This is a genomic window from Streptomyces sp. JLBG701, assembly GCF_058544905.1.
On sequence record NZ_CM178588.1, the window covers coordinates 3,705,310 to 3,729,817 of the forward strand.

Annotated in this window: 24 protein-coding genes and 1 pseudogene; 13 read left to right on the forward strand and 12 right to left on the reverse strand. The window is 68.7% G+C overall.

What is annotated here, in order from left to right; genetic code table 11:
- Nucleotides 1–488 precede the first annotated feature (488 nt).
- From AC5DRG_RS16940 to AC5DRG_RS16965, 6 genes are all read left to right on the forward strand, one after another.
- Nucleotides 489–1,250: a DeoR/GlpR family DNA-binding transcription regulator gene (locus tag AC5DRG_RS16940; protein ID WP_491811345.1), complete on the forward strand. Its 762-nt coding sequence runs from the start codon at nucleotides 489–491 to the stop codon at nucleotides 1,248–1,250.
- A gap of 97 nt (nucleotides 1,251–1,347) precedes the next feature.
- Entirely contained in the window at nucleotides 1,348–2,721 is a 1,374-nt protein-coding gene (locus tag AC5DRG_RS16945; protein WP_491811346.1) for an ABC transporter substrate-binding protein, read from the forward strand.
- A gap of 86 nt (nucleotides 2,722–2,807) precedes the next feature.
- Nucleotides 2,808–3,773 carry a carbohydrate ABC transporter permease gene (locus AC5DRG_RS16950; protein WP_491811347.1) on the forward strand — a complete coding sequence of 322 codons (966 nt, stop codon included), beginning with the start codon at nucleotides 2,808–2,810 and terminating at the stop codon, nucleotides 3,771–3,773.
- Complete coding sequence (locus tag AC5DRG_RS16955; protein ID WP_491811348.1) at nucleotides 3,770–4,657, forward strand: carbohydrate ABC transporter permease; 888 nt, start codon at nucleotides 3,770–3,772, stop codon at nucleotides 4,655–4,657. The genes AC5DRG_RS16950 and AC5DRG_RS16955 overlap by 4 nt, the downstream gene beginning before the upstream one ends.
- Nucleotides 4,654–5,643: a zinc-dependent alcohol dehydrogenase family protein gene (locus tag AC5DRG_RS16960; RefSeq protein WP_491811349.1), complete on the forward strand. Its 990-nt coding sequence runs from the start codon at nucleotides 4,654–4,656 to the stop codon at nucleotides 5,641–5,643. The genes AC5DRG_RS16955 and AC5DRG_RS16960 overlap by 4 nt, the downstream gene beginning before the upstream one ends.
- 276 nt (nucleotides 5,644–5,919) lie before the next feature.
- Nucleotides 5,920–6,219, forward strand: a complete 300-nt coding sequence (locus AC5DRG_RS16965) for a hypothetical protein (protein WP_491811350.1) — start codon at nucleotides 5,920–5,922, stop codon at nucleotides 6,217–6,219.
- 33 nt (nucleotides 6,220–6,252) lie between these two features.
- Here the strand turns inward: AC5DRG_RS16965 and AC5DRG_RS16970 are convergent, their stop codons facing one another.
- The 6 genes from AC5DRG_RS16970 to AC5DRG_RS16995 all read right to left on the reverse strand — a co-directional run bounded on the left by AC5DRG_RS16970 (nucleotide 6,253) and on the right by AC5DRG_RS16995 (nucleotide 11,198).
- On the reverse strand, nucleotides 6,253–7,551 hold the full coding sequence (locus AC5DRG_RS16970; RefSeq protein WP_491811351.1) for an MDR family MFS transporter: 1,299 nt from the start codon (nucleotides 7,549–7,551) through the stop codon (nucleotides 6,253–6,255).
- Nucleotides 7,548–8,660, reverse strand: a complete 1,113-nt coding sequence (locus AC5DRG_RS16975) for a PLP-dependent cysteine synthase family protein (RefSeq protein ID WP_491811352.1) — start codon at nucleotides 8,658–8,660, stop codon at nucleotides 7,548–7,550. The genes AC5DRG_RS16970 and AC5DRG_RS16975 overlap by 4 nt, the downstream gene beginning before the upstream one ends.
- Nucleotides 8,661–8,766: 106 nt before the next feature.
- Nucleotides 8,767–9,198: a hypothetical protein gene (locus AC5DRG_RS16980; RefSeq protein ID WP_491811353.1), complete on the reverse strand. Its 432-nt coding sequence runs from the start codon at nucleotides 9,196–9,198 to the stop codon at nucleotides 8,767–8,769.
- Between the two features lie 145 nt (nucleotides 9,199–9,343).
- A complete protein-coding gene (locus tag AC5DRG_RS16985; protein ID WP_491811354.1) occupies nucleotides 9,344–9,823 on the reverse strand; it encodes a hypothetical protein in 480 nt (159 codons plus the stop codon).
- 223 nt (nucleotides 9,824–10,046) lie between these two features.
- Nucleotides 10,047–10,688 (reverse strand): DUF305 domain-containing protein, encoded by a 642-nt coding sequence (locus AC5DRG_RS16990; RefSeq protein WP_491811355.1) that lies wholly within the window; start codon nucleotides 10,686–10,688, stop codon nucleotides 10,047–10,049.
- Nucleotides 10,689–10,775: 87 nt separating this feature from the next.
- Nucleotides 10,776–11,198, reverse strand: coding sequence for a DUF6153 family protein (locus AC5DRG_RS16995; protein WP_491811356.1), 423 nt, complete (start codon nucleotides 11,196–11,198; stop codon nucleotides 10,776–10,778).
- A 179-nt stretch (nucleotides 11,199–11,377) separates the two neighbouring features.
- Here AC5DRG_RS16995 and AC5DRG_RS17000 point away from each other — a divergent pair, with 179 nt between their 5' ends.
- From AC5DRG_RS17000 to AC5DRG_RS17020, 5 genes and pseudogenes are all read left to right on the forward strand, one after another.
- Nucleotides 11,378–11,746, forward strand: coding sequence for a BlaI/MecI/CopY family transcriptional regulator (locus AC5DRG_RS17000; RefSeq protein ID WP_491811357.1), 369 nt, complete (start codon nucleotides 11,378–11,380; stop codon nucleotides 11,744–11,746).
- Nucleotides 11,743–12,654 (forward strand): M56 family metallopeptidase, encoded by a 912-nt coding sequence (locus AC5DRG_RS17005; protein ID WP_491811358.1) that lies wholly within the window; start codon nucleotides 11,743–11,745, stop codon nucleotides 12,652–12,654. The genes AC5DRG_RS17000 and AC5DRG_RS17005 overlap by 4 nt, the downstream gene beginning before the upstream one ends.
- Nucleotides 12,655–12,814: 160 nt before the next feature.
- Nucleotides 12,815–13,840 (forward strand): C40 family peptidase, encoded by a 1,026-nt coding sequence (locus AC5DRG_RS17010; RefSeq protein WP_491811359.1) that lies wholly within the window; start codon nucleotides 12,815–12,817, stop codon nucleotides 13,838–13,840.
- Between the two features lie 32 nt (nucleotides 13,841–13,872).
- Nucleotides 13,873–14,742 (forward strand): F510_1955 family glycosylhydrolase, encoded by an 870-nt coding sequence (locus AC5DRG_RS17015; RefSeq protein ID WP_491811360.1) that lies wholly within the window; start codon nucleotides 13,873–13,875, stop codon nucleotides 14,740–14,742.
- A gap of 475 nt (nucleotides 14,743–15,217) precedes the next feature.
- Nucleotides 15,218–15,316 (forward strand): annotated as a pseudogene (locus tag AC5DRG_RS17020) (DUF4396 domain-containing protein); the annotation flags it as partial.
- Between the two features lie 219 nt (nucleotides 15,317–15,535).
- Here AC5DRG_RS17020 and AC5DRG_RS17025 read toward each other — a convergent pair.
- Genes AC5DRG_RS17025 through AC5DRG_RS17040 form a run of 4 tightly spaced genes read right to left on the reverse strand, consistent with a single transcriptional unit; the run spans nucleotide 15,536 to nucleotide 16,873 of the window.
- The gene (locus tag AC5DRG_RS17025) at nucleotides 15,536–15,931 is read right to left on the reverse strand and encodes a methyltransferase family protein (RefSeq protein WP_491811361.1); all 396 of its coding nucleotides are present in this window, start codon (nucleotides 15,929–15,931) and stop codon (nucleotides 15,536–15,538) included.
- A 59-nt stretch (nucleotides 15,932–15,990) separates the two neighbouring features.
- On the reverse strand, nucleotides 15,991–16,272 hold the full coding sequence (locus tag AC5DRG_RS17030; protein ID WP_491811362.1) for a hypothetical protein: 282 nt from the start codon (nucleotides 16,270–16,272) through the stop codon (nucleotides 15,991–15,993).
- Nucleotides 16,273–16,302: 30 nt separating this feature from the next.
- On the reverse strand, nucleotides 16,303–16,548 hold the full coding sequence (locus AC5DRG_RS17035; RefSeq protein ID WP_491811363.1) for a DUF2933 domain-containing protein: 246 nt from the start codon (nucleotides 16,546–16,548) through the stop codon (nucleotides 16,303–16,305).
- A 52-nt stretch (nucleotides 16,549–16,600) separates the two neighbouring features.
- Nucleotides 16,601–16,873, reverse strand: a complete 273-nt coding sequence (locus AC5DRG_RS17040) for an SHOCT domain-containing protein (protein ID WP_491811364.1) — start codon at nucleotides 16,871–16,873, stop codon at nucleotides 16,601–16,603.
- A 200-nt stretch (nucleotides 16,874–17,073) separates the two neighbouring features.
- On the opposite strand from AC5DRG_RS17040, the gene AC5DRG_RS17045 reads away from it, so the two are divergent.
- Together AC5DRG_RS17045 and AC5DRG_RS17050 are read left to right on the forward strand one after the other, a co-directional pair.
- Nucleotides 17,074–19,914 (forward strand): heavy metal translocating P-type ATPase, encoded by a 2,841-nt coding sequence (locus AC5DRG_RS17045; protein ID WP_491811365.1) that lies wholly within the window; start codon nucleotides 17,074–17,076, stop codon nucleotides 19,912–19,914.
- Entirely contained in the window at nucleotides 19,911–20,243 is a 333-nt protein-coding gene (locus AC5DRG_RS17050; RefSeq protein ID WP_491811366.1) for a metal-sensitive transcriptional regulator, read from the forward strand. Before AC5DRG_RS17045 ends, AC5DRG_RS17050 begins: the two co-directional genes overlap by 4 nt.
- A gap of 309 nt (nucleotides 20,244–20,552) precedes the next feature.
- Here the strand turns inward: AC5DRG_RS17050 and AC5DRG_RS17055 are convergent, their stop codons facing one another.
- Nucleotides 20,553–20,807, reverse strand: a complete 255-nt coding sequence (locus tag AC5DRG_RS17055; protein WP_491811367.1) for a hypothetical protein — start codon at nucleotides 20,805–20,807, stop codon at nucleotides 20,553–20,555.
- A 723-nt stretch (nucleotides 20,808–21,530) separates the two neighbouring features.
- The gene (locus AC5DRG_RS17060; RefSeq protein WP_491811368.1) at nucleotides 21,531–24,446 is read right to left on the reverse strand and encodes an NACHT domain-containing protein; all 2,916 of its coding nucleotides are present in this window, start codon (nucleotides 24,444–24,446) and stop codon (nucleotides 21,531–21,533) included.
- Nucleotides 24,447–24,508: the final 62 nt, after the last annotated feature.

Below are 24,508 nucleotides of genomic sequence, written 5' to 3' on the forward strand. Positions count from 1 at the left end.
GACGTGCCGTTGGTGGGTGACAGCGGCGCACCGAGTCGAGTGTGCCGGGTCGGTGACGTCCCAGAGGTTCACGGTCCGGTCGCTGCTTCCGGACGCCGGCAGCCGCCCGTCCGGGCTGAACCCCACCGCGAAGCTTGAGGTAGGACTCGGTCAGTCCACGCCGCCGTTACCAGAGATGCGATACCGATGAGGTGTGCGGACGTCCGCTGCTTCGGCAGGCAGCAAACGGGCACGTTCGGAGCCCATCCGGGTGGGGATCATGCCCTGCTCTTGGCTAAATAAGGCTCCTGTCTGCGGGAATGCCGCATTCGAAGCGGGCACATCCGGTCACGGAATTCATGACGTTTAGCCTGTTCATAAAGCTGGGCGTGCTTCTAAATGGTCCGCATGAGCCCGAACGGGCCGGGCTCATGCGGAGGCGCAAACGCGCCAGACCGGAAACCGCCGGACCGAGTGTCGGGCCGGAGTCGCGGAGTGGAGGTGTCGCCGTGGACGCCGAAGAACGCCGACGCGCCATTCTGGAGGCGGCGCGCCACGCCGGCTCTGTGGACGTGGCCAAGACCGCCGCCGACCTGGGCATCTCCAAGGAAACCGTGCGGCGCGACCTGAACCTGCTGGATACTCACGGGCTGGTGCGACGAACTCACGGCGGCGCCTACCCCGTCGAGAGCGCCGGCTTCGAGACGACACTCTCCTACCGCACCACCAGCCAGGTCGGGGAGAAGTCGCGGATCGCTGCCGCCGCCGTGGAACTGCTCGGTGACGCGGAGACGGTGTACATCGACGAGGGCTACACCCCACAGCTCATCGCCGCTGCTCTGCCTCGCGACCGGCCACTGACCGTCATCACCTCCTCCCTTGCCGCGGCCGGCACCCTGGCCGCCGTCGAGAACATCACCGTGCTACTGCTCGGTGGTCGCGTCCGAGGCGCCACGCTGGGGACAGTCGATCACTGGGCGACTCACATGCTGTCCGGCCTCGTCATCGACCTGGCATACGTCGGAGCGAACGGCATCTCCCGCCAACGGGGGCTCACCACTCCGGACCCCGCGGTGAGCGATGTGAAGGCGCAGGTCATGGCTGTTTCCCGACGCCGGGTGTTCTCGGGCGTCCACAGCAAGTTCGGAGCGACCAGCTTCTGTCGTTTCGCTGAGATCGCCGACTTCGAGGCGATCGTCACCGACACCGGGCTTCCCGCCTCCGAAGCCCATCGCTACTTCCTCCTGGGGCCGCAGGTCATCCGGGTTTGACCTGCTTCGTTTCCCAACGCGTCTTTTCTCGGACCCGCCAAGCACTCGCACGACCGGGCCTGGGCCTCCCATGCCCTCGAACACCTCTGGAGTCGTCATGTCCATCCGAAAAGTCACCCGTGTCCGGAGAAGCACTCGCGCTGTGCTCGTCGCTGTGGCCGCGGGCTCGATGCTGGCCGCGTGCAGCGGGGCCGGCGGGTCGAGCTCCGGAGGCGGGGGCGAGAGCATCAATGTGCTGATGGTCGGCAACCCGCAGATGGAGGACATCGCGAAGCTGACGAAGGACACGTTCACGAAGGACACCGGTATCAAGGTCAACTTCACGATCCTTCCCGAGAACGAGCTGCGCGACAAAGTCACCCAGGACATCGCCACCCAGGCCGGCCAGTACGACGTCGCCACCATCGGCGCCTACGAGGTGCCCATCTGGCACAAGAACGGCTGGCTGCACGAGCTCGGCTCCTACGCCGAGAAAGACTCCGCCTTCGACGAGGCCGACCTGCTCAAGCCGATGGTCCAGTCGCTCTCCGGCGACGACGGGAAGCTGTACGCGCTGCCGTTCTACGGCGAGTCCTCGATGCTCATGTACAACAAGGAGGTCATGGAGGCGAAGGGCATCACGGTGCCCGAGAAGCCGACCTGGCAGCAGGTCGCCGACATCGCGGCCAAGGTCGACGGCGCCGAGCCCGGTATGAAGGGCATCTGTCTGCGCGGTCTGGCCGGTTGGGGTGAGCTCGGCGCGCCACTGACGACCGTGGTCAACACCTTCGGCGGCACCTGGTTCACCAAGGACTGGAAGGCCGAGGTCAACAGCGCGGAGTTCAAGAAGGCGACCAACTTCTACGTCGACCTGGTCAGGAAGCACGGTGAAGTGGGTGCCCCGCAGGCCGGGTTCACCGAGTGCCTGAACGCACTGAGCCAGGGCAAGGTCGCGATGTGGTACGACGCGACCAGCGCGGCCGGATCGCTGGAAGACCCCAAGTCCAGCAAGATCGCCGGCAAGGTCGGCTACTCGTACGCGCCGGTGGACAAGACGGAGAGCTCGGGCTGGCTGTGGACCTGGGCGTGGGCGATGCCGAAGACCACCAAGAAGGCCGACGCCGCCTCGAAGTTCATGCTCTGGGCGTCCGGCAAGGACTACGAGAAGCTCGTCGGCGAGAAGCTCGGCTGGTCGCGCGTTCCGGCCGGAAAGCGGACCAGCACCTACGAGATCCCCGAGTACAAGAAGGCGGCCGCGGCCTTCGGTGACATCACCCTGAAGTCCATCGAGCAGGCGAACCCGACCAACCCGGGTGTGCAGCCGCGGCCCACGGTGGGCGTCCAGTTCGTGGCCGTCCCCGAGTTCCAGGACCTGGGCACCAAGGTGACCCAGGAGATCTCGGCCGCCATCGCCGGCAAGACCAGCGTGGACAAGGCTCTGGACAAGGGCCAGGAGCTCGCCGAGGAAGTCGCCAAGACCTACCAGAAGTGACCCTCACCGCCCGGTCGGCCGCCGACGCCGGCCGGGCACCGCTTCCCCATCCCTCGGCCGTCACCGGCCGGTTCAAGGACCCCCTCATGACCACGCTCACTCCCGCACCCAAAGCGGTGCGCACACCCCCACCACACCGACCAGGCAAGCGCGAAACGGTGCACAAGTGGCGTCGGCGCTTCCCGCTGCTGCCGGCGCTGATCTTCACGGTCGTCGTGACGCAGCTGCCCTTCGTGGCCACGCTGATCATCTCCACCTTCCAGTGGAACATCCTCAAGCCGGGCCAGCGGCACTTCACCGGCCTGTCCAACTACGCCTTCGTCTTCACCGACGAAAGGCTGCGCACGGCGGTACTGAACACCGTCGTGCTCACCGCGTCGGTGGTGGTCATCAGCGTGGTCCTCGGACTGGGTCTGGCGCTCCTCCTCGACCGCCGCTTCCCCGGCCGAGGCCTGGCCCGAACCCTGCTCATCACGCCGTTCCTGGTGATGCCCGTCGCAGCCGCGCTGCTGTGGAAGCACGCCATCTACAACCCCGACTACGGCCTCCTCAACGGCACTCTGAACGCCGTATACCGCCTCTTCGGAGCCGAGAACGGCCCCACCATCGACTGGGTGTCGAACTCGGCGATGCCGGCCGTCGTCGTCGCACTGGTCTGGCAGTGGACACCGTTCATGATGCTCATCCTGCTGGCCGGCCTACAGGCCCAGCCCGGAGACGTGCTGGAGGCCTCCCGGGTCGACGGCGCCTCGGCACTGCAGACCTTCCGCTTCATCACGCTGCCGCACCTGCGCCAGTACATCGAGCTGGGTGTCCTGCTCGGCACGATCTACGTCGTGCAGACCTTCGACGCGGTCTTCACCATCACCCAGGGCGGTCCGGGCTCGCAGACGACCAACCTGCCCTACGAGATCTACCTGACCATGTTCCGCAAGTACGAGTACGGCGAGGCGGCCGCCGCCGGTGTCGTCGTCGTCCTCGGCTCGATCGTGATCGCGACCTTCGCGCTGCGCACCATCGCGTCGCTGTTCCGCGAGGAGGTCTCCCGATGACCACGCACGCGGCAGTCGCCGCCCCAAGGACCGGGCTCAGGAAGGTTCTCCGCCGTAAGGACGACCACGGCGGCCCGCCGCGGCTGACACCGGTGTGGACCTTTGTCGCCTGGCTCGCCACCCTGGCGTTCTTCGCGCCGGTGGCGTGGATGGTGCTGACCTCCTTCCACCAGGAGGCCGACGCCGCCACCAACCCGCCCAGCCTGCTCGCGCCCCTGACCCTGGACCAGTACGAGCTGCTGCTGGGCCGGGACATCACCCCGTACCTTCTCAACTCGGCCATGGCCAGCGTGATTTCGACGCTGCTCGTCCTCGCCTTCGCGGTGCCTGCGGCCTACGCGCTGTCCATCAAGCCGGTCGAGAAGTGGACCGACGTGATGTTCTTCTTCCTGTCCACGAAGTTCCTCCCGGCCATCGCGGCGCTGCTGCCGATCTACCTGATCGTCAAGGACGCCGGGATGCTGGACAACGTGTGGACGCTGATCGTCCTCTACACCGCCATGAACCTCCCGATCGCGGTGTGGATGATGCGCTCGTTCCTCGCCGAGGTCCCCAAGGAGATCCTGGAGGCCGCCGAGGTCGACGGCGCCGGCCTGCCCACCGTGCTGTTGCGCATAGTCGGCCCTGTCGCCATGCCCGGACTCGCCGCCACCTCGCTGATCTGCTTCATCTTCAGCTGGAACGAGTTCCTCTTCGCCGTCAACCTCACCGCCACCACAGCCTCCACCGCCCCGGTGTTCCTCGTCGGCTTCATCACCAACGAGGGCCTCTTCCTTGCCCGTCTGTGCGCCGCCGCCACCCTGGTGTCCCTGCCGGTCCTCATCGCCGGCTGGGCTGCTCAGGACAAGCTGGTGCGCGGCCTGTCCCTAGGAGCAGTCAAGTGAAAGCCGCCGTCATCGAAGCCCCCGGCAAGGTCACCGTCACCACGGTGCCCGATCCCACCCCCGGACCGCGCGAGGTCGTCGTCGACGTGGCGGCCTGCGGGCTGTGCGGCACGGACCTGCACATCCTCCAGGGCGAGTTCGCGCCAACCCTCCCGGTCGTGCCGGGCCACGAGTTCGCCGGGGAGGTCGTGGGCCTCGGCAGCGAGGTCACCGAACTCGCGATCGGCGACCGCGTCGCCGTCGACCCCTCGCTGTACTGCAACGAGTGCCGCTACTGCCGCAACGGCCGCAACAACCTCTGCGACCGGTGGGCAGCGATCGGCGTCACCGTCTCCGGCGGCGCGGCGGAATACGCCGTGGCCCCCGTAGCCAACTGCGTCCGGCTGCCCGAACACGTCGACATGGCGGACGCCGCCCTCATCGAGCCGCTGTCCTGCGCGGTACGGGGATACGACGTGCTCAAGGCCAGGCTGGGGGCGAACGTCCTCATCTACGGCAGCGGCACCATGGGCCTGATGATGCTGGAGCTGGCCAAGCGCACCGGTGCCGCCTCGGTGGACGTCATCGACCTCAACCCCGAACGCCTCGCCACAGCCGAGAAACTGGGCTGCTCAAGGGCGGCCGCCTCAGCGGAGGAGTTCCAGCAGCCCGGCGGCTGGGAGGTGGTGATCGACGCGACCGGCAACGCCGCGGCCATCCAGGATGGCCTGGACCGCGTCGCGAGGGCGGGGACTTTCCTGCAGTTCGGCGTCGCGGACTACGCGACAACGGCCACCATCTCGCCGTACCGCATCTACAACCAGGAAATCACGATCACCGGATCCATGGCCGTCCTGCACAGCTTCGAACGCGCGGCAGACCTCTTCGCCACCGGAGTGCTCGACCCCCAGGTGTTCATCAGCCACCGCCTCCCGCTGGACAACTACCCGCAGGCACTAGCCCAGTTCGCGGCGGGCCAGGGCCGGAAGATCGTCATAGTGCCCTGACCCAGGCGGGCCAGGTTCGGGTTTCCCGCCCGTCGCGGCTGCACCCACCGGGCCATGGCCGAGCTGACACATCGGGGTGCTGTACCTGGCCGGCGCAGGCTCGCGCCGTCACGACTGATGGCCACCTCCCCCAGGAGCTCCAGTACGCGGCGATGGACGGGGCCCTGCAGGGCTCGCACAACCACATCCACAGCGGCTACATCCGCGGCACGATCGCGAACCCGCATTTCTCCTTCCACCTTCCACGACGCGTTCGTCTTCCTGATCCACTCCAACGTGGACCGGTTGTGGGCCCGTTGGCAGAACGCGCCGGGCCATGCCTGGCGGCTCGACCCGGAACAGGTCTACGGCGTTCACGACGACAATCCGGCCTCGACCGTGAACGCCGTGCTCCAGCCCTGGGCCGGCGGCACCGACGGCAGCGTCCGCCCCTGGTCCACCGGGGAGGACCCGTCGGATCCGCCGACCGCCAAGACGTCGAAGGACCGACGATCGTGGCCCCGGCGCAGTACGACCGGTGAGCTGAGAGGGGTACGCACCGCAGAAGCAGTTGTGGGGCGAGACGAGCGGCGTTGAGCCCCTCGCCTCGCCCCGAGGACAGGTTCTGCGTCAGACCGCTGCCGGCTGAGGCTCAGGAGCCTCGCGTGTCAGGCGGCCGGCCCTGTGCAGCCCGTAAAGGGACCCTGCACACACCAGCCCCAGAGAGAGCAACGCCAGCCAGGGCAGCGCGGACATGCCCGCCGACCGCGCGGCGTCGAGGGCCGCCCCGGTGAGCAGGTTGCCCAAGGTGATGCCGACGCCGCAGATGGTGTTGTAGAGGCCGTAGTGCGTGGCGACGAGGCGGTCGCCCGACAGTCGGACGATCGTGTCCATCTCGAAGGGGTACGCGATCATCGTGCCCAGCGCCAGCAGCAGCGCGGCCAGCGTCGGCGGGACGGCGGCGAGCAGCCGACGCCCCAACCCCTCGTCCGGCACCGGCACGGCCGCCGCCGCGAGCAGCGGCACGAACGCCACACCCATGCTCAACAGCCCCCAGGCCAGGGCCTGTCCGGGCTCCAGCCGCTCCCTGCACCACGCGGTCACCCGGGTCTGGCCGAAGATCGTGGCCAGACCCGAGGCCGCGAACAGCACTGCGACGGCCGCGGTCCCGAACTCGCCGTCGCCGCCAAGGCGTCGTACCTCCAGTGGCAGCGCCAGATAGACCTGGAAGGACAGGACGTACGAGCCGATCATGGCCGTCGAGAAGAGCAGGAACGCTCGGTTGCGCAGGATCCCGCCCCACTGGGACAGCACACGCTCTCGCCCGCCGGACTTCGCGTTCGACGCGTCGTCCGCCCGGCGAGCGGGCAACGAGCGGATCTGTACGACGCTCAGCACCGCGAAGACCGCCGCCGAGACGAGGCAGGTGATCCGGAAGTCGAAGCCGGTCAGCAGCATCCCCACCAGCGGGCCGAGCAGGATGCCCGCCTGGTAGAAGACGTTGAAGAGGGCGAACGCCTCGACGCGGCGCTCCCCCGCGTCGGCCGCGAGATAGGCACGCACCGCCGGGTTGAACAGTGCCCCCGCGAAGCCGGTGGCCGCCGAGGCGGCGAGTAGTGCCGGAACCGAGTCGACCAGACCGAGCGTGGCGAAGCCCACCGTACGCAGCACACATCCGGCGACGATCAGTGGCTTGTAACCGAAACGATCCGCCAATGTGCCACCGATGAGGAACATGCCCTGCTGGCTGAAGTTCCGCACGCCCAGGATGAGTCCGACCAGCCAGCCGGCCAGGCCGAGGGAGCCTGACAAGTGGGCGGCCAGGTACGGCATCAGCATGTAGAAGCCGAGGTTGATGGTGAACTGGTTCACCATGAGCAGTTGGACACTCCGCTCGTAGGAGCGGACCTGCGTGAGCATCGTCTTCACCGCGCCACCCCGCCTTCGGCACCGGCCGCCTCGGCCGTCAGGGAGAGGGGATCGCCGACCCTCGCGCAGCGGGTCCAGCGGGTGACCTCCTTCTCGTCGGGACGTCCGACGACCTCCGGTTCGGGCGCGGGAGTGACACCCAACAGCCCTTGCTTGGCGCAGTATTCGTCGTCGTAGACCGTCTCCAGGTACCGCTGGGGCCCGTCAGGGAAGATCGCCACGATGCGGGTGCTCGCAGGTGTCGTACGGGCGAGCCAGCCGGCCACGAGCGCGACCGCGCCGACGCTCCAGCCCCCCGTGGCGTAGTGCGAGGTGGCCAACTGCCTGCAGGCCCAGACGGATTCGCCCGGTGCCACCCAGTGCACCTCGCCGAAGTTCTCGTAGGCGACGTTGCGTGGGTAGATGCTGGAGCCGAGGCCGCGCATGAGGCGGGGGCGGGCGGGCTGGCCGAAGATGGTCGAGCCGATGGTGTCCACGCCCACCAGTCGCATCTCGGGGTACAGCTGGCGCAGGACGCGTGAGATGCCGGCCGAGTGGCCGCCTGTCCCGACGCTGCAGACCAGTATGTCGATGTGGCCCATCTGCGAGGCGAGTTCGAGGGCCAGCGGGGTGTAGGCCGAGACGTTGTCCGGGTTGCTGTACTGGTCGGGGCACCAGGCTCCGGGGGTCCGCGTCAGCAGTCCGGCCACTCGGTCGCGGCGGGCCTGTTGCCAGCCGCCGGTGGGGTGCGGCTCGGGGACCATGTCGACGGTGGCGCCGTAGGCCGTGAGCAGTCGGGTCATGGACGGTTCGAGGCCCGGGTCGGTGACCAGGGTGACGGGATGGCCGTAGACCATTCCGGCCAGGGCGAGGCCGAGGCCCAGGGTGCCGCTGGTCGACTCGATGATCGGACGTCCCGGGCTCAAGTCACCGCGGGCTCGGGCCCGTTCGACCATGTGCAGTGCGGGACGGTCCTTGATGCCGCCGGGGTTGAAGCCCTCCAGCTTGGCCCAGAAGCCACGGTCGGGCGGGGAGAAGGGCTGGGATACGCGCAGAACAGGGGTGTTGCCGACCAGCCCGGGGAGGGTGGAGCCGGCGGGGGTGAAGTCACTCGTGGTCAGGGAGTGCATCTGTTTCGCTCTCGTTCGATGCGGACGCGTGCGGATGCTCATCTCGCGCGCCTGCGGATGCGCGGCGCGCGGCGGTCCGGCCGGGGCCGACCTGCCGGGGCAGCGCCTATATGCGCCACTGGCAGAGGGAGATGAGCGCGGGACGGCCGCCGCTCGGCGGGAGTCTTCGCACGGCACCACGGGGATCGTGCGAGAGGCGGTCCGCCGCGTCGTTCAGCGACGCGGCGGCGGTCGCAGGTGATGAGACGCGAGCCGAGGACTTCGAGAAGGTGGCTGCCCTGGAACCTGCGTCGTGGCAACGATCGGGAGTGTCCGATACGTCGAGGATCTCGCCCTCGGAGTTGTCCGGGGGCAGCGGGACTTCACTCGACTCGGCGGCTAAGTGACCGTACGGCGGCTCCGCCGCGTGGAGCTGCTCGCTGAGGCACGTCAGCAGCGCGAGCAGCAGGACGTACAGCGTGGTCCGGATGAAACGGTTCTTCTGATGCGAACTCGCCCTTGGGGCATGGGTGGTGACGGTTGCAAAGGTGGGGGGCACAAGTCCTCCGCGCGGCGCTGCCCTGGCCGGAGAGGGGCACGGCAGGGACAGGGATCAGTGGGGGGTGGAAAGGGTCGTCGACCATCCCCGCACCGCACCGGAAGAACGCCAGGCGGAGGAGGTCAGACGCCAGAACGGCGCTGACCTAGATACGCAGAACCGCGGAGTCCGCTGCATGCGCTATCGGGGCCACCATGTCCCGGGCCGCGGCGTGACCGGCGTACACCGATTGGGGCACGCCGCTGTCAACGCTCTCCGAACTCAGCGCGGACAGACAGGGCACGGCAAGGTCGGGCCCCTGCGGAGGCTGCCCCAGCGCGCACTCCCCGCCGGCGTGGTGCTGCCCGTGTCCGTCGTGGTGGTCGTCCAACGGAGCGTCGGGCGCCTCGCTCGGGCGCACTGCCGACGTGGCAGTCGCAACCTTCTCATGGTCTGCGACGGGCTCGAAATGAACGTCGGACACGGTGACGCCTTCGCCGGAAGCGAGGTGACGCACCGTGGCATCGGGGCTGACGGCGTGCGTATACAGCAGACCGAAGAGGAACAGGCCCAGGCCCAGCACGCGCCACGAAGCCGCTGTCGAGCGGCTCCGCTGCATACCGGAAAGCGACCAGGCCGTAATCACGCCGTGATCCTAACCCGCCCCAGGAGCCCCTTGCGTATCGAGTGCCGAGAACACTGCGTGAACAAGCCATCTGCGGGTGAGCCCGCCACCCAGGGGGACCAATCGAACGAGAGGGATGGACACTTCGCTGACTGCAAACGATCGGCTCGGCACCTCGTGATGCCACGGCGACGGTGGGCCGCCAGGGTCTCGCCCCGACGGCCCACCGTTTCCTGGCGCTGCGTCAGCTCTTGTCGAGCATCTTGTTCATCTGCTCGATCTCGGCGGTCTGGGCCGTGATGACGTCGCCCGCGAGCTTCGTCGCGGGGCCGTACTCGCCGTCGGACTTCTCGGTCTTGGCCATCTCGACGGCGCCCTCGTGATGCTCGACCATCATCTTGAGGAACATCTTGTCGAACTCGGCACCGGAGGCCTTCTCCAGCTCATCCATGTCCTCGCTGCTCATCATGCCGGGCATCCCGGAGGACATGTCATGGCCCTCCATACCCGACATGTCCGCGGGGACCTCCTCGCCCCACGAGGTGAGCCAGCCGGACATCGTCTTGATCTCCGGGTCCTGCGCTCCCTTGATCTTCGTGGCGAGGTCCTTGACCTCCTGCGAGGAGGCACGGTCGGCGGCCAGCTCGGCCATGCCGACGGCCTGACGGTGGTGCTGGATCATCTCCGTGGCGAAGTCGACGTCCGCGTCGCCGTGGCCGCCGGCCTTGGCCGAGGCGGAGGCGGACGGGCCGGAGTCGGACTCCATCGAGCCCATGTCGTGTCCGCCACTGTCGCTGTCGCCGCCACAGGCGGCGAGCACGAGGGCGGCCACTCCCGCGGCGGCGGCGAGGGCGGTACGGCGGATGAGCTTGCGGCGTGCGGTCATGGTGGAACTCCTGGGATCGGATCTGCGAAGGGCATGCCGATGCGCGGCGCCGCGCCCTGATGGGCATGCGGGGTCACGCGGGTCGCTCTAGATCCGCAGGAGCTGGAGTTCGGAGAGTGAGGGCGGCGCCCTGCCGCCGTCGGGTCCGCTGCCGTCCGGAGAGGTGCGCGCGAGCGGCGCTCCGGCGCAGGCCACCACATCGGGCAGCAGCGCGGGCACCACGCCGGGAGTCCCGGTCACCGACGCGGAGGCGCAGGTCGGATCCGCGTGCTTCGCGTGCCCCTGGCAGTCGCCACCGCCGTGATCGCACGTCGTGGGCTTGGCCGCGGTGGCGCCCATGCCCATGCCCGCGGCCTCCACCGTCCGGTCGCGTCCGTGAGCGGTCGCGGCCTTTGGCACCGGTCCGAGACCGTGCATGGCGAGCAGGCCGAGCAGCAGAGCGCCCACGAGCAACCCACAGGACCGCAGTACCGACTGCGGTCGAGGGGCGAGCTGTACGGGGCGCGTCACAGCGCCATCGTAGGTGCAGGCCGTCGACCCCTTGCATCTCGGCCGTACGCGAGATGGGCCGCAAACCGGCAGGGTGGGCGGGTGAGCGTCCGCCGCCAAGGAAGTCCGAGCAGACCAGCCGTCTACTATGGCCTTGCGTATTCGCTTGCGCATTCGGTGGCGAAAAAGGAGTCAGGCCCATGCGACGGCTGGGGGATCTCGAGGCGGAGATCATGGACCGCTTCTGGACGTGGAACCGTCCGGCCACGGTGCGCGAGGTCGTCGACGACATAAACAAGACCCGACCGGTCGCGTACACCACGGTGATGACCGTCACCAACATCCTGTACGGCAAGGGCTGGCTGCTGCGCGGCAAGCAGGGGCGAGCCTGGCTCTACTCCCCCGTACGCAGCCGAGAGGCGTACGCCGCCACGCTCATGGAGGACGGCCTGGGAGAGAGCAAGGACCGGCCGGCCGCGCTGGTCCACTTCGTCGAGAACATGTCCGAGGCAGAGGTGGCAGCCTTGCGCAAGGCCCTGCGGAGCGTCGGACGACAGGCGAAGCCGTGAACGCGGCCCCCGCCCTGGTCGGCTACACGGCCATGGTGGGTGTCGTCGCCCCGCACGTGATACTGCGGGCTCGATGGCCGCACCGGGCGCCCGCCCTGGCCGTCGCCGTGTGGCACGCCCTCGCGGTCTCCTTCTCGATCGGGGTCGCGCTCACCGCGTACAACCTGGCCATGCCGACCGAGCACCTGCACGCGGGGCTGGTGGGCCTGCTGCACTCCTGTGGGCTCGATGTGGGTGAGGGCAGGCCCGACCCCAGCACAGCGGACCGGCTGGCCGTCGGCGTGCCCGCCGCCATCGCGATCGCCCTGGCGGCCAGTTTCGCCTTCCACGTGACGCGCGCCCGCCGGGCGCGGACGGAACACCGGGAGACGCTCGACCTGGTGGGCCGCCACTCGGCCCGGCTGAGCGCCACCGTCCTGCCGTACGCCGTCCCCGCCGCGTACTGTCTGCCCGGCCGCCGGCCCAGGGTCGTGGTCAGCGACGCGGCCGTGCGCGAGCTGACACCGGGGCAGCTCGGTGCCGTACTGGAGCACGAGCAGGCCCACATCGCGGGCCGCCACCACCTGGTCCTGGCCGCCGTGGAGGCCTTCCACTCGGTGTTCCGCCGCCTCCCGCTGGCCCGCCACGCCCGGGAGCAGACGGCACTGCTGCTGGAGATGATCGCGGACGACCGCGCCCTGCGCCGGCACTCCGACCAGGTGCTGGCCACCGCCATGTACGAGATGGCCGCGGCCCGCACCCCGAAGGGTGCGTTCGCCGCGGGCGGCCACACCGTCCTCATCCGGCTGCAGCGAGTCCTGGGTCCGCGCAAGGCACCCCACCCCGCCCTGTGGGGTTCCGTCGCCGCCCTGGCCGTGGCGGTTCCGCTGCTGCCGCTGCTGGTCGCCTGCCCGCCCGGGCTCGGCTGAGCGATTCGTGTGAGACGCCCGTGACTCGGACTCGCTTGCGACACGAACTACGAAGCTACTAAGTTCTAACGTGCTTGATGGTCGGCGCCCTGGCGCCGGTACGACGGCCGCCAGAGCCCGTCGCCTGCTACACAGACCGCGCAGAGGAGTTCACCCCACGATGGGAACCCACCGTCGGCCGAAGCCGCCCAGCCGAGCCCGGATAGCCACCCTCGGGATGGCCGCCGGCGCCGTCAGCCTCCTGCCGACGCAGAGCCAGGCGGCCCCCGAGCCCACGGTGGACGAGGTGCGCAAGCAGGTCGAGCAGCTCTACGAGGAGGCCGAGGCTCCCACCGAGGAGTTCAACGCCATCAGCGAGCAGCAGAAGAAGCTGCAGGGCGAGGTCGACGCCGCGCGGGACCGGCTGGCCCGCAAGCAGCAGGAGGTCAACGAACTGCGGGAGAAGATAGGCCCGTTGGCGGCCGCGCAGTACCGCAGCGGCGGCATCGACCCGAGCGTGGAGCTCTTTCTTTCCGGCGACCCGGACGATTATCTCGACCAGGCCGAGATGCTCGACCGCACGAGCAGCCGGCAGGCCGACGCCCTGCGCGCGATGCAGGCCAAGCAGCGCGAACTCACCCAGGAGCGGGAGGACGCCCAGAAACGTCTGGAGTCCCTGGAGGAGACGCGCGCCCAGGCCGCCGCGAAGAAGGACGAGGTCCAGGGCAAGCTCACCAAGGCCCGCAAGCTCCTCAACAGCCTGACCGCCGAGCAGCGCGCCAGGATGGAGGCCGCCCAGGAGCAGGACGACGCCTCCTCGGGCGCCAGCGACTCCCCCGCCTCCTACAACGGCCCCGCCAGCGGTCGCGCCAAGACCGCCATCGAGTTCGCGTACGCCCAGCTCGGCAAGCCCTACGAGTGGGGTTCGACCGGCCCCAACTCCTACGACTGCTCAGGACTCGTCGGAGCCGCCTGGCGCTCGGCGGGCGTCTCCCTGCCCCGTACCGTCAAGCAGATGTACGACGCGGGCCGCAAGGTGTCCAAGTCGGACCTGCAGCCGGGCGACATCATCTACTGGTACAACGACAACCAGCACAACGGCATGTACGTCGGCGACGGCAAGGCCATCCACGCGCCGCGCACCGGCAAGAACATCGAGATCGTCCCGCTGGACTCCATGCCGTTCTTCGCCGCGTCCCGGCCCTGAGCACCAACACCCGTATCACTCAAGGAACTTCAGTGACCGCACGTTCGGCCGTCCGTAAGCTGCTCGCCGTCGTGGGCGCCTCGATCGCGTCCCTGTCCCTCGCCGCCTGCGGTGGAGGCTCCGCGGGCACGGACATGGCGGCAGATGCTTCGGACTCGTCGGGGATGCTCTCCCATGTGCACGGTCTGGGTGTCGATCCCGCCGACGGACGCGTGTACGTCGCCACCCATACCGGCGTCCACACCGTGGCCAAGGGCGAGAAGCCGAAGCTCGTCGGCGACAGCCGAGACGACTTCATGGGGTTCACCGTGACCGGCGAGAACACTTTCGTCGCCAGCGGGCACGGCGCCGAGGGCAGCGACCGTCCCGGGAACGTCGGCCTCATCGAGACCAAGGACGCGGGTCGCACATGGACGTCCCGGTCGCTGTCCGGAGAGGCCGACTTCCATTCACTGGACTCGGCCAAGGGAACCGTCTACGGATACGAGGGCGGACGCATCAGGGTGAGCAGCGATCTGAAGAGCTGGGAGGACCGGGCGACGCTGGAGGCGCTCGACCTCGCGGTGAGCCCGGCCGGGGACAAGCTGCTGGCCACCACGGCCGACGGCGTCGCGACCAGCACCGACGGCGGCCGCAGCTTCGGCAAGGGATCCGGGCAGGTCCAGGCCTTCCTGTCCTGGCCCGCGGAGAAGTCCCTGTTCGGCATCGACCCGTCCGGGAAGCTGAGCGGCAGCGCGGACGGCGGCAGGACGTGGAAGCAGCTCACGACCGTGCCCGGCGGACAGCCCCAGGCGTTGACCGCGGTGGACGCCGAGCACGTTCTCGCCGCGACGCAGGACGGCGTGTACGAATCCGTCGACGGCGGAAAGACCTTCACCGAGCTCGCGCCCCTCGCCTCGTGAAGGCGGCAATCGGGAGAGGGTCAACTGCCCTTGCGTGAAGGGCAGTCACCGGACAGTCGGACGGTCAGGCGAAGACACAGGCCCGACACCCACACCGGCCGCCCGGTCGTCCCGGACCGCCGAACGCTCCCCGCTCGCGACTCCTGCTGCTTGCGCCACCCGTAGCGCTAGCGACGATGTCGATCAGCAGCTTGAACCGGACCCAGTCGTGCCGGAACAGCCCCCGCGATGTCCCCAGCGCTGAACAAGCGGCTCCACCGCGAGACGAGGTGACGTGCGCGGTGAGCGCGATCTTGCGGAGACGAGGGTTCATGGCCATCGCGATCAGTGGTTACCCATGCCGCAGCCGAGCGCGTGCATGAGCACCAACGCCACGAGGAGGGCGGCGGCTATCGAGAGGATCTCGGCCCAGCGCGGCATGCCGGGATGCACCGCAGGATCGGGCCGTTGACCGGCGGCGGGTCCCTCACTGGGCGTGGGCGGTGCGCTGTTCGCGTTCCTGATCACCACGCCCGTGAACAAGTGGATGATCGGCCGGGGCAAGGGCCACGCCGTCGTCCACGCCTGTCACTGACAGCCGATCCGACCTGCGCGCGCTCTAATGGCCCCGGGGCCCCACGTTCCGTACTGTGCGGCCGGGCGAGCCATGCTTCGAGTGAGAAGCACGACGGCCGTCACGAGCACGGTGGAGATGGTCAGCGGGCCGAGCACGCGGCGCATGACGAGATCGAGCCCGACCCTCATGGTGGACACGGACGTTCTGACGAGCCCGGCCTGAACCGGCAGGCCGTCATCACCGGTCGCCTTCGGGCGGCCGGGCCGCGCGCTCCGCCCAGTGGCGCAACCGGGGCCAGAACGCCGGGGTGAGTCGGGCGTAGGCAGCCCACTGCTCACCGAACCGTGCGGCGACCTCGTGTTCCTCGCTGCGGGCCGGCCGGGCGTACACGTACACCAGGATCGGGAACATGACCAGGGTGGGGATGGTGGGCCACTGCAGGAGGAACCCGACCATGATGAGCAGGAAGCCGTCGTACCGCGGGTGGCGCACCCAGGCGTAAGGGCCGCCGGCGTGCGTGTCACGCAGCAGCGGGAACGGGGAGCCGAGCCAGCTGCCCAGCAGGTAGACGGTCAGCGGAATGCCGTACATCTCGGTGAACAACGCGACCAAAAACGCACTGTAGGCGCCCATCGCGCGCCAGTCCCGTTGGGGTGTTGAGTACCACCAGCGGCCACAGGCCGTATGCCGCGTCAGTCATGACGTCCTCCCATACGGGTACCGGATCGGGCTTCGGCGCGCCGCCGTCCGTGGGCGATGGCACTCATGCGGTGCTGGTAGGTGACCGCGTCGATGCGGTGGTGCAGGCGTAGGCCCACGCACCAGTTCTCCGCGACTTGGAGGGCGGCGCGTCGCCCCCGAAGGCGGGCAAGAGACGGGCAGCGTGGCTCGTCGGGGGTGATCAGGCGGGCAGTGTCGTAGACGATGCCCGCCAGGATCAGCACCCCGGCCAGCGAGGCGATGACAGCGGCCACGGCACGCACCCCCTGCCCGGGCCTGGGCGGTCAGGCCCGCCCGGGCCCGGTGTGGTGGTCGTGCTTGTGCAGTGGATCCTCGTCCCGGGTCTCACGGTCGTGACCGCCGTGCATGTCCTGGCCGTGCATGCCGCGCATCATGAAGAACATCATCAGCGGGCAGGCGGCCACGAGGGCGAGCCAGATGAGAGTGGCCAGCGGCATGCCGAGAGCCAGGACACCGACCAAGACGATCGCGACGGCAATCGCGTACTGGCCGTAGTTGCGCGTGTTCATCACACGCCTCCTTCAGCGGAGGGATGGACCGCAACCAGGTGCGGTCGGCAGTTCAGGGTTTGGTGACAGGGCCGGTGCGCAGAGCGTTCAGACGGCGCCCGTACTCGTCTTCGTCGATCTCCCCGCGGGCGAACCGGTCACCGAGGATCTGCTCGGGTGTGGGCAGAGGTGCCGGCGCGGCGGGGGTGTGGGTGTGCTCGTGGGGCCGGTTCGCCGCGCGGAAGAGCAGAACGGCCGCGGTGATGATCAGCGCCCAGAAGAGGATCATGCTGGTTGACATTGCGAACCAGCCCCACCCGGTGAGGTCGTGGTCGTACCAGAGCATCGCCACTCACCTGCCTCGGTGATCGGGGCGGACCCTGAGGTCGCGCCCGGAGGAGCTTTCTCCTTACGTGCATCGTGCCCCTGCCTGGGTGCGGTGGTCTGGGGCCGGACGGTCCTGACGGGTGGGCCATTAAGCCCCTACCGGGTGGGGGTAGTCGGGACGGAGGCTGGAGGAGCACGCAGCAAGGAGGCGAGCAACTCATGGGTGCCATCGATGTCGTCGTCGTCCTGGTCGCCGCAGGCTTGATCGCCGCGCTGGGATGGTTCTTCTTCGGACCGCGCCGTGCCGGTGCCGCCCGCGTGGTGGGCGGAGTGCAGCGGGTGGAAGTCACGGTGCGGGGCGGCTACCGCCCCGATCTGATCAAGGTCCGCCAGGGCACGCCGGTGGAGTTGGTCTTCGACCGGCAGGAGTCCGGGGAGTGCACCTCCCGCGTGGTCTTCCCCGATCTCAGGGTCGGCGCGGGCCTGCCCGCCCACACCCGCACCACGGTACGGCTCGCCCCCGAACGGCCGGGCTCCTACGGCTTCGCCTGCGGCATGAACATGATCCATGGCACGCTGCTGGTCGAGCCCGCTGACGGATCCACGACGGCCCCGCCCTCCCCCGACGACCACGGCACCACCGCCGCGACCGCGGCACAGGCGACGGGCGGACCGGCAGCCGGGGAGGAGCGGACCGCGGCCGACGCGGAGGCTGCGGACGCCTCCGAGCGGCAGGCGGAGATCAAGGACCTCACCCGCAGGGTGCTGGTGGGCGCGGTGCTCACCGCCCCAGTGCTGTTCGTGGTGATGGCGCACGAACTGTTCGGGGCCGACTGGGTGCCCGGTTGGATGCTGAATCACTGGCTGCAGCTGGCGCTGATCACGCCGGTGATGTTCTACACGGGGTGGCCGATCCATGTGACGGGGTGGCTGACCCTGCGCCACCGCGCGGCCGACATGAACTCCTTGATCACCCTGGGTACGAGTGCCGCCTACGGCTACAGCCTGCTGGTCACCCTCGCCCCCGGTCTGCTGCCCGAGAACGTGCGCGAGGTCTACTTCGAGGCCGTCGGCGTCATCCTGACCCTGATCCTGCTCGGACGGCTGCTGGAAGCGCGCGCGAAGGCCGGCACCGGCGAGGCCATCCGCGCCCTGCTGGGACTGCAGGCCCGCACCGCCCGCGTGGTGCGCCACGGCACCGAGACCGAGATCCCCATCGAGGACGTCGTGGTCGGCGACGAACTGGTCATCCGGCCCGGCGAGAAGATCCCCGTCGACGCCGAGGTTCTCTCCGGCTCCTCCGCGGTCGACGAGTCGATGGTCACCGGCGAGCCGATGCCGGTCACCAAGCACGCCGGGGACACGGTCATCGGCGCCACCGTCAACGGCACCGGATCCCTGCGGGTACGGGCGGCCAAGGTCGGCGCCGACACGATGCTGGCCCAGATCATCCGCCTCGTGCAGCAGGCCCAGGCCTCCAAGGCCCCCATCCAGCGGCTCGCCGACGCGGTCTCCGCCTACTTCGTGCCCGCGGTCATCGCGATCGCGATCGGCACCTTCGCCCTCTGGTTCACCGTCGGCCCGTCCCCCGCGCTGACCCTCGCGCTGGTCTCCGCGGTCGCGGTACTGATCATCGCCTGCCCGTGCGCGCTCGGGCTGGCCACTCCGCTGTCGGTGATGGTGGGTACGGGCAAGGGCGCCCAGGCCGGCATCCTGATCCGCTCCGCCGAAGCCCTGGAGACCGCGGACAAGCTCGACACCGTGGTGCTGGACAAGACCGGCACCGTCACCGAGGGCAAACCGGTCCTGACCGACGTCCACACGACCGACGTCCACACGACCGACGGCATCGACGAAGCGGAGATGCTGCGGCTGGTGGCGGCCGCCGAGGCCGACAGCGAACACCCGCTCGCCCGGGCCATCATCGCGGGCATCCGCGAACGAGGTCTGACCTGGCCCACCGCGACCGGCTTCGCCTCGGTCACCGGCAAGGGCGTCCAGGCCACCGTCGACGGACACGCCGTCCTGATCGGCACCACCCGGCTCCTCGGCGACGTCGGCATCGACACCACCGCCCTCGTCCCCGTGGCGGCCGCCTGCTCGGGTGAGGGCAAGACCCCCGTGCTCGTCGCCGTCGACGGACGTCCCTCCGGTGTGCTGGCCGTCGCCGACACCGTCAAGGACGACTCCGCCGCCGCCATCGCCGCCCTGCAGCACCTGGGCATCGAGGTCGTCATCATCACCGGCGACAACGCCCGCACGGCCGCGGCGATCGCCGCCCAGGTCGGCGTGGACCGGGTGCTGGCCGAGGTGCTGCCCGAGCACAAGGCCGACGAGGTCCGTCGTCTGCAGGGCGAGGGTCGCACCGTCGGCATGGTCGGTGACGGCATCAACGACGCCCCCGCCCTGGCCGCCGCCGATGTCGGCCTCGCGATCGGCACCGGCACCGACGTCGCCATCGAGGCCGCCGACATCACCCTCATCTCCGGTTCCCTCGGCGGCGTCGTCACCGCCATCCGGCTCTCCCGCGCCACGATGCGCAACATCCGCCAGAATCTGTTCTTCGCCCTGGTCTACAACGCCGTCGGCATCCCCCTGGCCGCCGGCGCCCTCTACCCGCTGTGGGGCATCCGGCTGAGCCCCATCATTGCCGCCGCCGCGATGGCGCTGTCCTCGCTGTCCGTCGTCACCAACGCCTCCCGGCTGCGCCGCTGGCACACCCGGCCGCTGCCGCCCGTCCACCCCGCACGCGTCCAGCCCCGTGTCGAGTCCGCAGCCGACCGGGCCGGCGACACGGCAGCCGCCGGGCCCCAGCCGCACCACCACGCCGCATCCGCAGCCCATGAGCTTCGGCGCGACAGCGATGATCAGGATGATCAGGCCGTGGATCCGGTGTGCGGTATGCCCGTCGACGAGGCCACCGCCCCCGAACAGCGCCGGACCGACACCGGCACCCGCTACTTCTGCTCAGCCCAGTGCGCCGCCGCGTTCGATGCGGCCCCCGACCGCTACCGCACCCACGCTCCCGGCCGTCATCACGAAGGAGGCGAACCCCGGTGACCACCGCCCCGGCCCGAAACAGCCACACCCGAGGCCGGCCACCTCAGGCACCCGGTTACGCCGACCACAAGGCCGACCACCTGGCCCGCCTGGACAAGATCGAAGGCCAGATCCGCGGCATCTCCCGCATGATCACCGACGACCGCTACTGCATGGACGTCATCACCCAGATCAGCGCCGCCACACACGCGCTCCAAGAAGTCGCCCTCGGTCTCCTCGACGACCACATACGAGGCTGCGTCACCGACGCCGCACGCAGCGGCCCCGGCACGGCCGAGGAGAAGTTCGACGAACTCGCCGACATCCTGCGTCACACACTGCGTGTGTGACGTGCCGACCTCTGCTCCCCACAGAACGATGGCGGTCTGGCGCCTGCCACGCCTCTTTGGCCCTCCTCATACGACCGGACGTCCGCCCCCCTTCGCCCCAAGGCGAGGCCGGTCGACCCGCCCATCGGGTACGACCGGCCCGTGTCCTACCGCTCACGACGGAGGGAGGGTGGCAGAAACAGGAACTTCGACGGCCGGCGCAGACCGTGGGCTTACGGGGCGGTGAGCAAGATGAAGAAGAACACGAACATCCATGCCTTACGCCGCGACCCCGGCCTCCGGCCATACCGGCACGCCGGGCGCCCGAGCTCAAGTAGCAGAGCTCCTGCGGGCGCTCACCGGGGGATCTGCCGATGCGGGCACCAACTGGCCGTGGCCGCCGCCGCCATGCGGGTCAAGGGCGCCGCCGACGCCCACACGGTCCTCGAACTCGGCGCCGGGCAGCAAGGGCACGCTGTTCTTCGCCCGCAATGGCTTCACCGTGCACGCCACCGACTTCAGCACCACCGCGCTCGGCCAACTCAGCGCCACAGCAAGGAAGCCCGGCCTCACCGACCGGGGCACGGCCGTCGTCCACAACCAAACGACAGCCGCCTGCGTTGTATTGCGAGATGGGCGCCCGACGAGCCTCCGGTCAGGCCGCGCGACTTCCTGCGACCCGTCTCCGTTTCCTCGCGTCCACTGAGCGTCCACTGGATCTTGCTTTTCGGCTCCGCTGCGTAACCTCCAACAGCTGAGCCTCACTCAGGGCCACCGAAGTGACGTTTCCGCAGGTCAGATGGCGTGGCTGGTGGGGCGGGTGGGACTCGAACCCACGGCCGACGGATTATGAGTCCTTTGAGGATCTTGGCGGTCCTTGCCGATCAACGCTCATCCTTGACGTTTTCGCAGGTCAGATGGGGCTATCCATGTGGGTGCTCCTCAGCCCTTGTCAGTCTGTTCCTGTCCTTGCGGCCTCAACTCGGCCTCAATGAGGCCCGGCAAGATCGCGCCGACGAGATAGCGGACGATCGCGCCAGCTCAAGGACGGAAATCGAACCCACGCGCAGCGGATTCCCCTTCCGACGTGCAGAGGCTCCGCCCCTGACGTCAGGGAGGAGCCTCTGTGTCCGTTGTCATCAGCCAGGAATCTTCGAACAAGCTACCGACTGGCGACTGACTACACCAGGGCAAATTGCATGGCCCAGTTCAATGCGGGGGAATGGGCATCCCCAGCGGCACGGACCTGGCCTCGATGCCGAGGCCGCTGTCAGAGGTATCGACTCCCCCTGCGTCCACGGCACCCTCTCAACTGCGGGGACGGGGTCTGCGAGTGACGGTGCCGGGTGGGAAGTGTTCTGCGCCGAGGACTTCGCGTGCATCGATGACGTTGATGGCGAGGTCTGCCAGACCGCGTAAGGGGGCTAGATCGACCTGTCGGTGCGTGCCTTGACACATGATTTCTAGCTTCGTGAGATTGGGGAGCGTCCTGGGCACGATGGTGAGGTCGTCATCTTCTTTCCACGTCCCCAGGAACAGGCGCTGGATCTGTGGGTTAGCAGGAAGTTGATCGAGCATGTACAGGCCAGCATCACCTTGAAGCATGAGGTAATTGAGCTCAGCTAACGAAGATGCGTGAGAAAGATCCAAGGGCCCGCACAGGTTCAGGGTGGTAAGGCTGGGCCAGCGGGTGACCCCTGCCAGAGTACTCACGTCGCTGCATGCTGCATGTCCAAGCATCAGACTGTGGAGATCTGCGGTGACGGGCAGCGTTTGAAGTCCGCTGTGCGCGAGTTTCATGTTGAGGCCCAGGTGCTGCAGCTTGGTCAAGGCATGGAGGCTCTCGACACGCTCTGTCCCGTCGAAGAGGTAGAGGCTCGTGACGGCTGTGTCGGCGAGGGGGGTGAGGTCTGTGCTGTTGGGGCAGTTGTTGAGGCTGAAGTACGTCAGGGACGTGTAGGACCGAAGGAAGTCCAGGTTTCGTAGCACTGAGTTGTTCGAGATCTGTAGGCTCTGAATTTTTTCCGGCGGGACTGAGTCTGCGATGTCACGGCTCGTGAAATCGCCGTCGAATCCGAAACTCTCTGGAGTGGGCAGGGTTCGTAGTGCACTGAGTTGTTCAGTTGAGTGCACTCTCACATGCCGGAGGCTGGGGATGTGGGTGAGGACTTCGCGGGCGTAGTCCTCAGCGTCGAAGTTGTCCCAGTTTCCTTCCAATGCCATCTTCACGTTGTTGCTGGTACTGGTGCGGAACTTCTTCATGACGGTGAGGGCAGCGTCACCGCCGATGCAGCCGGCGGTGCGTACAACTGCCTCGGCTTCGTCGTCTTCAAGACCCTCAGGGCCAGGAAGGAGGTCAAGGATTACCGGGCCGACAGCAGCCAGGGCCTGGGCTTCATCAAAGCTGCGAGGCGGCAGGAGGGCAGCGGTGCGCTGCTGGACATCTTGGCGAATGGCAGGGTCGAGTTCGGTGGCGTGTTCGAGGCAGGCGGTGGCCAGCAGGTGCAGCCGGGTGCGGTATTTCAGGGTGCGGTCGCCGCGGGCGATCAAACGGCGGAGCAGGCTGGTGCGTTCGTGGGGGCGGGCATGGGCGACGGCCATACGCAGGACGTCTTCCCACTGGTCGTCGTGGGCGTGGCGAACCAGGAGGGGGATGTCGCGGGCTTCGATGGCGGCTTTGGCTCCAAGGTAGTCCTGGAAGGTGCGGTGGACGAAGTCGATGGTGTCGGCGGTGGGCTGGCGCAGCAGTCCCGAGCGGGCGAGGAGGTGGGTGAGGACTTCGTCGGCGTTGGCCTGCTGGGCGATACGGGGCATGTGCGGCAGGGCATCGTCGATCTGGGCACGGGCGGTGTCGTGGTCGAGCTCGGTCTGCCCGTTACGGATGAGCCAGTAGGCCAGGCGCTGCAGGAGCTGAATGCTCTGGTGCTCGGTGAGGGAGATGCCTTCAGGGGCGTCGATGTCTCGTTCGCGGTCGCGCCGGTGCAGCAACATCGACAGGGCGGCCTCGTACAACTCCATGCGACCGTGGGGCAGATGGCCGCGCCGGTCGCGGTGCAGGGCACAGACCAGGGCACACAACAGCGGGGTGGTGGTCAAGCGTGCCAGGTCGCGCTGGGAGCGCACCGTGTCCTTCAGTTCCTCTTCCAGGACTGCCAGGCCCGCGCTTTCCTGCATGCTGGTGTTGTTGGCAGCGGCTGCGGTGTGCCAGCGGGTGACGAACACCGCCACATCCTTGGTGTTCATCGGACGTACGGTGAGTTCGGTGAAGTCGCTGTCGGCAAGCCAGCCCTCGGGCACCGCTGAAGGCCGGGTGGTAACCAGGTAAGCGGCGTGCGGGTAGGCGGCGAGCAGGTCGCGCAGCCACTGCCGGGTCTGCGCCCGCTGCGCCTGCGGTACTTCGTCCAAGCCGTCGATAAGCAGCAGACCGCGGCCGTCAAGCAGAACGCGGTCGGCCCAGCCGGGCGATTGGGCGCTTGCGCGCGGGCAGCTGGTCGCGGTCAGGTATTCGTCCGGGGAGGGAAGTTCGCCGCGACGTACCAGTGTCCGCAGGGGCAGGACGAATGGCAGGCAGTTCTCAAGGTGGGCGAGCTCGGGCGGCAGGCTGCGGCGGGCGGTGGAGACCGCGAGCCACTGCAGCAGAGTGGTCTTGCCACTGCCGGCCAGCCCCCGCACCAGGATCCGCCCACGTCCCGCCAGGGCCTGCTCGGCCCGCTCCACCCGCACCTCCACCCCGCCATCAGGGCCCGCGCCCATCGTGCTCTGGTTCACGATCGAGACGAGGCCATGAGCGGGTGTGGCGAGCTCCAAGCTGAGATAGGCGGCATCCAGCGGCCAGCAGGCGCGGTCCGGCCGCGACAGATCCAGCCCGATCACTGACAACTTCCCGTACTGGCGCTCCACATACTGCCGGTACCAGCCCTCAAACTGCCCGTCAGCTCCCGGTCTGGCGCCCGTATCCCCCACTGTCGGCGCAGGCTCGCTAGGCGGCAGAGCACGGGTCCGAAGGCGCAGCAGCGGTTCGGGGTCGGCGCCCAGCGCCGAGGCGAGCGCGGCTACGGTTGCATCGCTGGGTACGCTCGCCCCGTTCAGCGCCTGGCTGACTGTGGTACGCCCCAGACCGGCCCGTCTGGGCAGCGCGGTCATCGACAACCGCCGCTGCACCCGCAGGCGCCGCAGCCGCTCCTTCAACTCCGCCAGCGCCTCCCGCTGGTCCTCACTCGCCACCGGCCCCTCCCCCACACAGCGCCGTCGCTGTTGTTCAGGCCCGTTCATGTTTGTCCAACCGA